Here is a 12,680-nt window from a genome sequence, read left to right as displayed (position 1 = left end):
GATCTAACTTTCGATCGAGGCGAAGGACGCCTTCTCACGTGCACAGCAGGAGCCGTGTATGACTGCCAAGGACGCCACGAACGCCGAGGGCGACGCGGAACCCACGGCCGGGTCCGATCTGCGGACCGCGGGCCTGAAGGCCATGCGCCAGGCGCTGCCCGGCGTGTTCCCCGAGGGCGACATCGATCTGCGGGACGGTCTGCTGGGCGAGGACCTCGTCGAGATCGGGCTGACGAGCGTATGGGGCGGTATCTGGGCCCGGGACGGCCTCAGCTACCGCGACCGCAGCCTGGTCACCCTGGGCATCCTGATCGCGCTCGGCGCCGAGTCGGAACTCAGGACCCATGTCCGGATCGCGCTGACCAACGGGCTGACCGAGGACGAGATCGCCGAGGTCGTCTACCACGCGGCCGGCTATGCCGGCTTCCCCCGCGCGACGGCGGCCCGCACCGCGGCTCGCGAGGCGCTGGCGAGCTAGTCCCGGCCGCAGTCACCAGGCACACGAGGAGTACGCATGTCACTTCAGGGAAAGGTCGCGGTCGTCACGGGCGGCGCCCGGGGCATCGGTCAGGGGATCGCTACCGTACTGGCGGCCAAGGGCGCCGCGGTCGCCGTCTGGGACCTGAACGCGGAGGGCGCCGAGAAGACCGCCGCCGCGATCCAGGAGGCGGGCGGCAGGGCGATCGCCATCGGCGGGGACGCGTCCGACGCCTCCGACGTGGCCGCCGCCGCGGCGCGGACGCGCGAGGAGCTGGGACCGGTCGCGATCCTCGTCAACAACGCGGGGACGACGGCCTATCAGCCCTTCACGGACATCACCGAAGAGGCGTGGGACCGCATGATCGGCATCAACCTCAAGGGGCCGTTCCTGGTCACCAAGGAGCTGCTGCCCGACATGCTCGCGGCCGGCTGGGGCCGGATCGTCAACATCTCCTCCTCGTCCGCGCAGACCGGCGCGCCCGCCATGGCCCACTACGTGGCGTCCAAGGGCGGCGTCATCGGACTGACCCGGGCGCTCGCGGTCGAGTACATCGGCAAGGGGATCACGGTCAACCACGTGCCGCCCGGCTTCATCGACACCCCGCTGGTGCGCCAGGGGCCGGTCGACGTGGACGCGGTCGCCGCCACGATGCCGATGAAGCGGGCGGGCACCCCCGAGGACGTCGCGCACGCCGTGGCCTACCTGGCCTCCGAGGAGGCCGGCTACGTCACCGGTCAGACGCTCAGCACGAACGGTGGGCGCTACCTCGCATGAGTACGAAGAACCACACCCGCGGGAGTACCCGATGACGGCCCCGGCGCACGTCCTCGTGGTGGGCGCCGCCGCGTCCGGGCTGACCACGGTGGAGGCGCTGCGACGCAAAGGGTACGGCGGAGCGATCACCGTTCTCGGCGACGAGCCGCACCCGCCCTACGACCGGCCGCCGCTGTCCAAGCAGGTCCTGTCCGGCACCTGGGAACCGGCGCGGACGGAGCTGCGGACCGGGGAGTACCTGGCCGGGCTGCAGGCCGAGTTCCACCTCGGCGACCCGGCGACCGCCCTGGACGTGCCGACCCGGACCGTGCGCACTCAGTCCGGGCGCGAACTGCGGGCGGACGCGGTCGTGATCGCCACCGGGGTGCGGGCGCGGACCCTGCCCGGTCAGGAACTCCTGGCCGGCGTGCATGTGCTGCGCACCCTCGACGACTCGCTGGCCCTGCGCGCGGACCTGCTGGCCGCCACCCGGCTGGTGGTCGTCGGCGAGGGCGTCCTCGGCTGCGAGATCGCCGCCACCGCACGCACCCTCGGCCTCGACGTCACCCTCGCCGGCCCGCTCGCCGCGCCGATGGCCCTCCAGGTGGGGCCGCTGGTGTCGGAAGCGCTGGCCGCACTGCACACCGAACGGGGAGTACGGCTCCGGATGGGCGCCGGCGTCGCGGGACTCACCGGCGCCGGGGGCCGGGTCACCGGCGTGCGGCTCGCCACCGGTGAGGTGCTGCCGGCCGACGTCGTGGTCGTCGCGATCGGCGCCGTGCCGGCGACGGACTGGCTGGCGGACAGCGGCCTCGAACTGGACAACGGCGTGGTGTGCGACGCCCGTTGCCGGGCCGCGGCGGGGATCTACGCCGTCGGCGACGTGGCCCGCTGGCACCACGAGCACCTCGGCAGGCTGCTCCGCCTGGAGAACCGTACGAACGCCACGGAACAGGCCATGGCCGTCGCCGCCACGCTCCTCGGCGAGGAACAGGCGTACCTGCCGGTGCCGTACTTCTGGACCGACCAGTACGACGCCAAGCTCCAGGTCCACGGCTTCCTGCCGGTCGACTCCCAAGTGGACGTCGTCGAGGGCGATGTGACGGCCCGTCGGTTCGTCGCCCGGTACCACCACGGCGGTCGGGTCACCGGCGTGCTCGGCTGGAACATGCCGAAGCAGACGCGCCTGCGCCGCCAGGAAGTCGTGGACGCGCTGCGGTCCACGCCCGCCCCCATCCCCTGAACGACCGGGAGAGACCCATGAAGGTTGTCGTCGACGAGGAGAAGTGCGTCGCCGCCGGACAGTGCGTGGCCGCCGCCATGGACGTGTTCGACCAGCGGGAGGAGGACGGCATCGTCGTCGTCCTCGACGAGCACCCGCCACCGGAGCTGGCCGACGAGGTGCGCAACGCGGCCGCCGTGTGCCCCGCGCTGGCCATCCGCATCGAGGAATAGACACCGACCCCCACCCCCGAAGGAAACGTCATGACCGAGGCAGACCTCCGACCCGCCCCCGACGAGCCGGTCTACGACTACCAGGACGATCGCGACGCCAAGTGCCCGTTCGCCCCGTCGCCCGGGCTGCGCGCCCTGCACGACAAGGGCCCCGTCAACCGGGGCCGGATCTGGGACGGCAGCACCCCTTGGCTCGTCACGGGCCATGCCGCGCAGCGCGCGATCCTCTCCGACCCCCGGGTCAGTTCCGACGACAAGCGGGCCGGGTTCCCCTACCCGAACCAGGCCATGGCGGAGAACGCCCCGCACCACCCGCTCACCATCTTCAACGCGGACGGCGCCGACCACACACGGATCCGCCGCATGATGACCCGCCCCTTCACCCGCCCCCGGATGGAGGCGCTGCGGCCGGAGATCCAGCGGTTCACCGACGACCTCATCGACAAGATGCTCGCCGGCCCCAAACCGGTGGACCTGGTGACCGCGCTGTCGCTGCCGCTGCCCTCGCTGATGATCTGCGCGCTGCTCGGAGTGCCCTACGAGGACCACGACTTCTTCCAGGAGCACTCCTCCTTCGCCACCCGCAGCGACAAGACCGCCGAGGACGACCGGCGGGCGAGCGAGGCGCTCGGCGGCTACCTGGCAAGGCTGATCCAGCAGAAGACCCTGGAACCGGCCGAGGACGTGCTCTCGGACTTCGCCGCACGGGTCGGGGCGGGCGAACTCACCCTCCCCGAAGCCACGTTGCTGGCCATGATCCTGCTGATCGCCGGACACGAGACCAGCGCGAACATGATCACGCTGGGCACCGCGCTGCTGCTGGACAACCCCGACGAGCTCGGTCGGCTGCGCGCGATCGACGACACCAAGGACGTGGCCCCCGCGGTCGAGGAGATCCTGCGCTATCTGACCGTCGCCCAGTACGGCCAACGCCGCATCGCCGACCAGGACTTCGAGTTCGAGGGCGCCGACATCAAGGCCGGGGACGGCATCGTCGTCCCGCTGCCGGCCGGCAACTGGGACCCGGACGCCTTCCCCGACCCCCAGAAGCTCGACCTCACCCGAAAGGCGAGCCACCACCACGCCTTCGGCTGGGGCATCCACCAGTGCCTCGGCCAGCAACTCGCCCGGATCGAGCTCCAGGTCGTCTACGGCACCCTCTACCGGCGCGTCCCGACCCTGCGCCTCGCGGTGGACCGCGCCGAGTTGGAGTTCCGCCCGGCCGATTCGCTGGCCTTCGGCATCAAGGAGCTGCCGGTCACCTGGTAGTCGCCGGCCGCCACCCCGTCAGCCCAGGGCGCCCGGAGCCGCCGGACACCGCCCGACAACGTACGGAGTCATCCATGAGCGAATTCAGCTTCGACGGACGCGTGGCGGTCGTCACCGGCGCGGGCCGCGGCATCGGCCGGGCCCACGCCCGCCTGCTGGCGCGGCGGGGAGCGAAGGTCGTCGTCAACGACCTCGGCGGATCGATGGACGGCGAGGGCGCCGACACCGGGCCCGCCCAGCAGGTCGTCGACGAGATCAGGGCGGCCGGCGGCGAGGCCGTCGCCGACACCCACGACGTGTCCACCGAGGCGGGCGGGCAGGCGATCGTCGACTCCGCGATCGAGCACTTCGGCCGCATCGACGTCCTCGTCAACAACGCCGGGATCATCCGCTGGGCAGGCCTGCCCGAGGTCGACCTCGACAACCTCGAACGCCACCTCGCCGTCCACCTGATCGGTTCCTTCAACACCCTGCGCGCGGCCTGGCCGCACTTCGTGGCCCAGAACTACGGCCGGGTCGTGCTGACCACGTCGAGCGGAGTGCTCGGCCTGCCCAACAACCTGTCGTACGCGGCGGCCAAGGGCGGCACGATCGGGCTCGCCCGCAGCGCCAAGCTGGCCGGTGAGCCGCACGACATCAAGGTCAACCTGATCGCGCCGGCCGCGATGACCCGCATGGGCGGCGGTTCGGACACCGAGGAGCCGACGGACGTGCCCGGACAGCCGTACATGCCGTCGGACGCGGTCGCGCCCATGGTCGCGTACCTGGCGCACGAGAACTGTCCTGTCAGCGGCGAGATCTACACGGCCGGCGCCGGCCGTTTCGCGCGGCTGTTCATCGCCTCGACCGAGGGATACGCCCACGAGGACGGCCCCGCCTCGATCGAGGACGTCGCCGGGAACTGGGACGCCATCAACGACGAGAAGGGCTACTACGTCCCCGCCGACCTGATGGCCTGGACGGGCTCCTTCCTCAAGCACCGGTTCGGCTAGGAGCCCGGCGCCCGTGGGACGGCCCGGACTCGGGGTGTAGCCCGCTACACCCCGAGTCCGGGAGCACGCTCCCTCGTTGCGCCCGGCGGTTCACGAAATCGTGGAGCACGGAGACGGACGCCTCTCCACAACGCCCTGAACAGGGCGGACATCCCCCACAGAGGCGGTTCCTCTTCTTCCCGCATTCCGAACCGCTGACGTGGAGGCTCCTTCCGCCATGGCAACTGTCCTTTACCACCTGGGCCGCACGGCCTTCCGCCGGCGCTGGTTGGTCGCCCTCGTGTGGGTGGCGGTGCTGGGTGCCGTCGGATTCGCCGCGACCAAGGCTCCCGCGGCCGCCGACGAGGGCTTCACCATGCCCGGCATCGAGTCCCAGAAGGCGTTCGACCTCCTGGAGGAGCGCTTCCCGGGAGCCGCCGCCGACGGTGCGAGCGCCCGGATCGTGTTCATCGCCCCAGATGGCCAGAAGGTCACCGCCGGCGACAACAAGAAGGCCGTGGAGAAGCTCTTCGACGAGGCCGCCGACGGTTCGCAGGTCGCCGGCGCCGTCGACCCCTTCCAGGCGAAGGCCGTCAGCGAGGACGGCACCACGGCGTACGCGACCGTCTCCTTCCAGGCGAAGGCCGACGACCTGACCGACGCGAGCAAGCACCACCTCGAACGCGCCATCGAGCAGGTCCGGGACGCGGGTCTGACGGTCGAGGTCGGCGGGGACGCGCTCGCGACTCAACCGTCCGCGGGAGGCGCGGCCGAGGCGATCGGCATCGCCATAGCCGCCGTCGTCCTGCTGATCACGTTCGGTTCCCTGGCCGCCGCCGGCCTGCCGCTGTTGGCCGCGATCGTCGGCGTCGTCGTCGGCATGACCGGGATCATGGCCCTGTCCGAGACCTTCGGTCTCTCGGAGAACACCGGCACGCTGGCCACCATGCTCGGCCTGGCCTGCGGCATCGACTACGCCCTGTTCGTCGTCTCCCGCTACCGCGAGGAGCGCGGCAAGGGCCACGCACCACGCGAGGCCGCCGGGCTCGCCGCCGGCACGGCGGGCTCCGCGGTGGTCTTCGCCGGTCTCACCGTCGTCATCGCGCTGGCCGGTCTCTCCGTCGTCGGCATCCCGATGCTCACCAAGATGGGCCTGGCCGCCGCCGGCGCGGTCCTCGTCGCCGTCCTCATCTGCCTGACGCTGGTCCCGGCCATGCTCGGCTTCTGGCCGAACGCGGTGCTGTCACGCGGCGCCCGCAAGAACTCCAGGCGCCACCGCCGCAAGCTGCGCAAGACCGAGAACGGCGGCTCCCGCTGGGCGAAGACCGTCGTACGGCACCCGCTGCCTGTCCTCCTGCTCGGCGTCGTCGGCCTCGGCGCCGTCGCCGCGCCGGTCATGGACCTCCAACTCGGTATGCCGGGTGACGAGGCCAAGCCCACCTCCACCACCGAGCGCCGCGCCTACGACGCCCTCGCCAAGGGCTTCGGCCCCGGCTTCAACGGGCCCCTGACCCTCGTGGTCGACGCCAAGGGCACGGACGATCCCAGCCAGGCCGCGGCCACCGTCGCGAAGGACATCGCCGCCACCAGGGGAGTCGTCTCCGTCTCGCCGGCCCGCTTCAACGAGGCGGGCGACACCGCGGTGTTCTCCGTGACCCCGGCCACCAGCCCGACCGACGAGAAGACCAAGGACCTGGTCAAGACCATCCGCGACGAGCGGTCCGGCATCGAGAAGGACTCGGAGGCGACCTTCGAGGTCACCGGCAAGACCGCGCTGGACATCGACGTCGCCCAGAAGGTGCAGGACTCGCTGCTGCCGTACCTCGCCGTGGTGGTCGGACTGGCGATCGTGCTCCTGCTGCTGGTCTTCCGCTCCCTGCTCGTGCCCCTGAAGGCGGCCCTCGGCTTCCTGCTCTCCGTGCTGGCGGCCCTCGGCGCGGTCGTCGCGGTCTTCCAACAGGGCCACGGCGCCGAGCTGTTGGGCGTGGACACCACCGGCCCGATCATGAGCATGATGCCGATCTTCCTGGTGGGCATCGTCTTCGGCCTGGCGATGGACTACGAGGTCTTCCTGGTCGCCCGGATGCGGGAGGCGTACGTCCACGGCGAGCAGCCGGCGGCCGCGGTCGTCTCCGGGTTCCGGCACAGCGCCCGGGTCGTGGTGGCCGCCGCGCTGATCATGATGGCGGTGTTCTCCGGCTTCATCGGTGCCGGCGAATCGATGATCAAGATGATCGGCTTCGGCCTGGCGGTCGCCGTCTTCTTCGACGCCTTCGTGGTCCGCATGGCGATCGTGCCGGCCGTTCTCTCGCTGCTCGGCCACAAGGCCTGGTATCTGCCGCGCTGGCTGGCCCGGTTGCTGCCGAACATCGATGTCGAGGGCGAGAAGCTGAGCCGCAAGGTGCCCGCCCCGACCGCTCCGGCGGCCGACGAGGCGCCGGACGCGGAGCCGGTGGGCGCCCGCTGAGGGCTCGACCGAGGAGTGCCCGTTCGCACCGCCTCCGGGTCTGCTCGCCCAGCGGTTCAGGACGCCGCGCGCATCGAACCGCACGTAGTCTTCAGCACCCTGTTACACCGCATCCCGACGCTGCGCCTCGCCGTCGACGTCTCGGAACTGAAGTTCAAGGAGGATTCGCAGGCCTACGGCATCCACGAGCTGCCGGTCACCTGGTAGACGTCGTCGTCATGGACGCGACGGACGAGGGAGCGGTTGGTAGCGTTCCGGCATGACCGAACGCGAGCACCGTGTCGTCGTCGAGGGGTCCCGGATCACCACGCCCCGGCTGGTCCTGCGGCCGTGGACCGTCGAGGACGCGGAGGACGCGCTACGGGTCTACGGCGCCGCGGACGTCGCGCAGTGGCTGGCCCCGGCCATGACCCGGGTGACCGACACAGCGGCCATGCGGACCCTCCTGGAGCAGTGGGGCGCCGGGACGCTGGACGCCCCGCAGGGTCGGTGGGCGATCGAGCTGAGGGAGGACGGAGCCGTGGTCGGCGGGGTCGTGCTGCTGCCCCTGCCGCCCGACCGTCGGGACCTGGAGATCGGCTGGCAGCTCGCGCCCGGCGCCTGGGGGAAGGGCCTGGCAGCCGAGGCCGGTCACGCGGTGGCGCACTACGCCTTCGAGGCGGGCGTGGACGAGCTCTTCGCGGTCGTACGGCCCCGCAACGAACGGGGTGCCGCGACGGCCCGGCGGGTGGGGATGGAGTGGGTGGGGGAGACGGACAAGTACTACGACCTGCGGCTGCAGGTCTACCGGCTCCGGCCGGGCGACCTCGACGCCCCGGCGCTGCGACCGGAGCAGCGGCCCGACGCCTGAAGATGACGGCCCCGACGTCCGGCGACGACGAAGGGGGCGCCGGCTTCGCCGACGCCCCCTCTGCCCAGCGACTGAGGGCTACTGCGTGGTGAGGTAGGCGCGCTGGATCGTCTGGACCAGCTTGTTGCCGGCCCGGTCGGTCAGTTCGGCGCGCAGTGACACGGAGCCCGGCTGGGCCGGGTGCTTCAGCGTCAGATGCGTACCGCCGACGGCCTTGGCGGACTGCCAGGTGGCGCCGTCGTCGTAGGAGACCTGGAAGGTGAGCTTCGCGGGCTTGTGCCCGGCCGCCGCGCCCTTGATGCTGAACGGCACCTTGAAGGACGTACCAGCCTTGGCCGTGCTGGCCAGGGTCAGCTTCGGGGAGAAGGTGACCGTCGACAGCGGCAGCGCGGCGTTGTCGCCGTCGGGGGTCGTGGCCGAGCGGAAGGTCCACTCCGCCTGGACGCGCGTGCTGACCGGGTACACGGCCGGGTCACGGGAGCTGTCCACGCTCAGCTTGTACGCGGCGTCCCCGGCGGGGACGGTGTACTCGGTGAGGCCCTCGGTCGGCGGGGTGTCGTAGTCGTCGGCGATCTCCTTGCCGTCCGCCGTGAGCGAGGTCTTCACCGAGGTGACGTCGGAGTCGCCCCAGTGCCCGGCGCCGTCGCCGAACAGCGGCACATAGGCCCTGATGGTGTTGCCGTTGCGGGCCAGACCCGGGAAGCCCATGGCCGGTCCGGGATCCGCCGAGCCGTTCAGGACCGGGCCGAACACGCCCACGTTGAACTGCTCGTGGTAAGTGCGGCCGGCCTTCCAGAGTCGCGGCATCCGCATCAGGAAGTTCTCGAAGACCGAGTCACGGCCCTCGCCCGAGACCGACCACATACGGCCCGACCACTTCACGCCGTTGTCGAGGATGTACTCGGCGGTCCGCAGCGGCAGGTCCCCGCGCAAGTCGGTGTAGCTGCGCACCAGTTCACCGTTGGGCCCGTGCGGCGACACCTCGACCTGGGCGCGCCGGCCCTCGACCGGCTCGCCTGCCTCGAAGTCGACCTTCGCCAGCTGCTTCTGGTCCACCGTGGCGCTGAAGCCGTTCAGGTCGGCGCCCCGGTTCCAGCCCAGGTGGTAACTGACCGGCCGGCCCTCCGCGTCCAGCCGGGACCAGGTGCCGGCGAACAGGGCGTACAGCCCGTCGACGGGCTCCCCGGTGACGAGCTGCCCGAACCGCGCGCCCTGGAAGGTCGGCATCAGGTACTGCAGGAAGCCGTCGTTCAGGTCCGCGCCCCGCTGGAAGCCGATCGCGGCCGTCGCGTCGGTGGACTCGGCCGCCGGGTCCGGCACGGTGACGTCCACCGGCTTCGCCTGCCGGGCGTCGACGGTGATGGTCTTGTCCCCGTCCAGCCGGAACTTGGGCTGGACCAGGATGGCGTGCTCGGCGGACGAGATGCTCGGGTGGATCACCCCGCTGAGGATGTAGTCGCCCTTGGGCAGCCGGACCGTCAGCTCGCCGTCCTGCTCGTCGGCGTACTCGGCGTAGAAGTCCTTGGCGAAGCCCATGACCGAGGTGACCGCGTCACCGGTCGGCTCGCCGTTCTCGTCGAGGTGCTTGAGCGTCAGGCTGTACGACTCCACCTCGCGCTCCGCACCGACGGCGGTCCGCACCTGGACCTTGCCGTCCGCGGAGGTGGCCGAGACCGAGCCGCCGAAGCTGCCGTCGGCGGTGCCGGCGCTGGTGTCCGCCGTGACCTCGGCGCTCGCCTCCCCACCCGCGGGGACGGTGATCCGCTGTGGCGAGACGGTGAACATGCCCTCGGCGGCGGGCTTGCCGTCCACCGCGTAGGCGTCGACGGAGAGGTCCAGGGTGACCGGCTCCGTGCCGAGGTTCTGGTACGTGAGCTGCTTGGTGACCGGCTTGTCGTCGGCGTGCGGCCACTGCTGCTCGTCGAAGCCGATCGACTGCTGCTCGGTGACGACGCCCTGGTCCAGCGCCCGCACCAGGTCGGTACGGCCGGTGCCCTGCTGGAAGGAGCTGTACGCGCCCGGCTTCGCGGACGCGGTGAGGACCTGCTTGATGCGCTCGCCGGTCCAGTCCGGGTGCTGCTGGGCCAGGAGGGCGGCGGCGCCCGCGACATGCGGGGTCGCCATCGACGTACCGTCGAGTGTGAGGTAGCCCGGGGTGTCGGAGGGGAACTCGCCCTCCAGGAGGCTGCCGGCCGCCGCGGCGGCCGTGATGGCGACACCGGGCGCGGTCAGGTCGGGCTTGACCCCGCCATCCCCGACGCGCGGGCCGCGGCTGGAGAACGGGGCGAGCTCGTCGGACTTGTCGACCGCGCCCACGGTCAGCGCCGCGTCGGCGCTGCCGGGCGAGCCGACGGTCTTCTCGCCGAACTCGCCCTCGTTGCCGGCCGCGATGACGAACAGCGTGTCGGACTCGGCGGAGAGCCGGTTGACGGTCTCCTCCAGCGGGTCGATACCCGGTGAATCGGTGCCGCCGAGGCTGAGGTTGGCGACATCGGCGCCCTGCGCCACCGCCCACTCCATGCCGGCGATGATCCCGGAGTCGTAGCCGGAGCCGCCGTCGTCGAGCACCTTGCCGTTCAGGAGCTTCGCGCCCGGCGCGACGCCCTTGTACTTGCCGCCGGACTTTGCGCCCGTCCCGGACGTGATCGACGCGACGTGCGTGCCGTGGCCGAACTTGTCGTCGGTGCTCCCCGAGTCGGAGAAGTCCTGCGCCTCGATCACCTTGCCCGCGAGGTCGGGGTGGCTGGTGTCGACGCCGGTGTCCAGGACGGCGATCTTGGTCCCGGTGCCGTCGTAACCGGCGGCCCAGGCCGTCGGCGCGCCGATCTGCGGGACGCTCTTGTCGAGGCTCGCCTTGCGCTTGCCGTCCAGCCAGACCTTCTCCACCGACGTGGAGTCGGTGAACTCCGTCGTGCCGCTGTCGCCGGCGGTGTCGGTCACGGCGTTCCAGAAGTCGGTGGCCCGCTTCTTGACGGGGCGTATCACCTTGGCGTTGACGACGGGCAGCGCGCGGCCCATCCGGGCGCCGGCCCCGGTGAACGGGCTCATCGAGGGCGCCTTCTTGCCCTTGAAGGTGACGATCAGCGGTACGTCGGTGCGGCCCGCGTCGTCGTAGCCGTCCGCCACCAGCTGGGTGACGTCGAACAGCCGGACGTCCAGCTTGCCCTGTGCGACCAGCAACTCCGCGTCGGAGGGCACCACTTGGGTGTGCTCGCCGACCATGCGGATCGAGAACGTGCCCCGCTCCCGGCCCTTCGCCCGCTCGACGCCGGCGACCTTTCCGGCTCCGTCCAGCAGGACCCGGTCGCCGGTGACGAGCGTGACGGTCTTCACCGCGGCGGCCGTACGGGCCGGGCTCGGGCCGGTCGAACCCGCTCCGGAGGCCGGGCCGGCGGGCAGGCCAGCCAGCACCAGGGCCGCGGCGGCGACCCCGGCCGCGGCGACGGCATGTCTGTGCTTCACGTGTAACTCCACTTGCGCTCCTGATGGTTGGTGATCGGTGGTGCGGTGATTCGTCGAATTGGCGCATCGGCGAATCGGTGCACCGGAGAGGGAGGTCAGGGGACGGCGGGGCCGGTGATGAACTGGCCGTCGGCGTTGTAGGGCCAGACGTTGGGGGTGCAGCCGTGCATGCCCTTGATCTGCTGCATCATCGCGGGGGCCGGTCCGCCCTTGGCGGGGCAGGTGACGTGGCCGTGGCCGAGGAAGTGGCCCACCTCGTGGTTGATGATGAGCGCCCGGTAGGAGGTGACGTCCTTGGCGTAGACGGGAGTTGCCTCTTCCCAGCGCTTGAGGTTGACCATGACGTTGTGGGCCACGCTGCAGTTGACCTCGCCGCCGGTCTCCAGGCCGTACTCGCCGCAGACCTTGTCCACGGTCCCGGGAGTGGCGACCTTGACCACGAAGTCGGTGGCGCCGGTGGAGACCCGCTGGAAGCCCGAGTGCCCGTCGGCCGTCCAGCCGCGCGGGTCGGCCAGGATGCGCTCCACCTGCTCGGCGGTGTCCTCGCCGGACAGCTCGATGCCGTTCTCCACCTCGACCTTGTAGCGCAGGGCCCTGCCCTTGCCGACGCGCTCGCTCCCCCCGGGCGCGGTGACGAACGTGCCCGGCCCGTTGCGGGGGATGGTGATGCCGGAGGAGCTCGGAGAGCCGCCGCCCTTCCCGGCGGCGCTCGCTGTCGGCCGCGCGGGCTTCGTCGGCGTCTTCTGTTTCGGCGGCTCGGTGGTCGCCCTCGCCGACGGGGTGCGCTCGGCACTCGCGTCGGATCCGGCCGCCGCCGGCGACCGCTTCGAGTCGGCCGGCAGCCAGGCCACCACCGCGCACCCGACGACGCCGAGAGCGGCCAACGCGGCCAAGCCCCCCGTCAGTTGTCTCCGCCCGCTGCGCGAGGCGGCGTGGGCGGAACCGTTCCGACGACGGCTGGGGGGCTTTTCC

General features: G+C 71.5%; 10 protein-coding genes and 1 pseudogene. 9 read left to right on the top strand and 2 right to left on the bottom strand.

Translation table 11 applies throughout. The features are described from left to right. Nucleotides 1–58: 58 nt before the first annotated feature. From M2283_RS26195 to M2283_RS26155, 9 genes and pseudogenes are all read left to right on the top strand, one after another. A complete protein-coding gene (locus M2283_RS26195) occupies nucleotides 59–478 on the top strand; it encodes a carboxymuconolactone decarboxylase family protein (protein WP_280878824.1) in 420 nt (139 codons plus the stop codon). Nucleotides 479–514: 36 nt separating this feature from the next. After that, the gene (locus M2283_RS26190; RefSeq protein ID WP_280878823.1) at nucleotides 515–1,255 is read left to right on the top strand and encodes an SDR family NAD(P)-dependent oxidoreductase; all 741 of its coding nucleotides are present in this window, start codon (nucleotides 515–517) and stop codon (nucleotides 1,253–1,255) included. 31 nt (nucleotides 1,256–1,286) lie between these two features. Further along, on the top strand, nucleotides 1,287–2,477 hold the full coding sequence (locus M2283_RS26185; protein ID WP_280878822.1) for an NAD(P)/FAD-dependent oxidoreductase: 1,191 nt from the start codon (nucleotides 1,287–1,289) through the stop codon (nucleotides 2,475–2,477). Between the two features lie 17 nt (nucleotides 2,478–2,494). Beyond that, nucleotides 2,495–2,689, top strand: a complete 195-nt coding sequence (locus tag M2283_RS26180; protein ID WP_280878821.1) for a ferredoxin — start codon at nucleotides 2,495–2,497, stop codon at nucleotides 2,687–2,689. A gap of 30 nt (nucleotides 2,690–2,719) precedes the next feature. Next, a complete protein-coding gene (locus tag M2283_RS26175; protein WP_280878820.1) occupies nucleotides 2,720–3,958 on the top strand; it encodes a cytochrome P450 in 1,239 nt (412 codons plus the stop codon). Nucleotides 3,959–4,032: 74 nt separating this feature from the next. Then, on the top strand, nucleotides 4,033–4,950 hold the full coding sequence (locus M2283_RS26170; RefSeq protein WP_280878819.1) for an SDR family NAD(P)-dependent oxidoreductase: 918 nt from the start codon (nucleotides 4,033–4,035) through the stop codon (nucleotides 4,948–4,950). Nucleotides 4,951–5,167: 217 nt separating this feature from the next. Continuing rightward, entirely contained in the window at nucleotides 5,168–7,396 is a 2,229-nt protein-coding gene (locus M2283_RS26165) for an MMPL family transporter (protein ID WP_280878818.1), read from the top strand. Between the two features lie 57 nt (nucleotides 7,397–7,453). Next, nucleotides 7,454–7,603, top strand: a pseudogene (locus tag M2283_RS26160) (cytochrome P450); the annotation flags it as partial. A 52-nt stretch (nucleotides 7,604–7,655) separates the two neighbouring features. Continuing rightward, a complete protein-coding gene (locus tag M2283_RS26155; protein ID WP_280878817.1) occupies nucleotides 7,656–8,246 on the top strand; it encodes a GNAT family N-acetyltransferase in 591 nt (196 codons plus the stop codon). A gap of 78 nt (nucleotides 8,247–8,324) precedes the next feature. On the opposite strand, the gene M2283_RS26150 is transcribed toward M2283_RS26155, so the two are convergent. After that, a complete protein-coding gene (locus M2283_RS26150; protein ID WP_280878816.1) occupies nucleotides 8,325–11,708 on the bottom strand; it encodes a S8 family serine peptidase in 3,384 nt (1,127 codons plus the stop codon). Nucleotides 11,709–11,803: 95 nt separating this feature from the next. Continuing rightward, nucleotides 11,804–12,592: a DUF3152 domain-containing protein gene (locus M2283_RS26145; RefSeq protein ID WP_280878815.1), complete on the bottom strand. Its 789-nt coding sequence runs from the start codon at nucleotides 12,590–12,592 to the stop codon at nucleotides 11,804–11,806. Nucleotides 12,593–12,680 lie beyond the last annotated feature (88 nt).

Source organism: Streptomyces pseudovenezuelae (assembly GCF_029892565.1).
Taxonomy (GTDB): Bacteria; Actinomycetota; Actinomycetes; order Streptomycetales; family Streptomycetaceae; genus Streptomyces; species Streptomyces pseudovenezuelae_A.
This window is presented reverse-complemented; position numbering and strand designations above follow the sequence as displayed.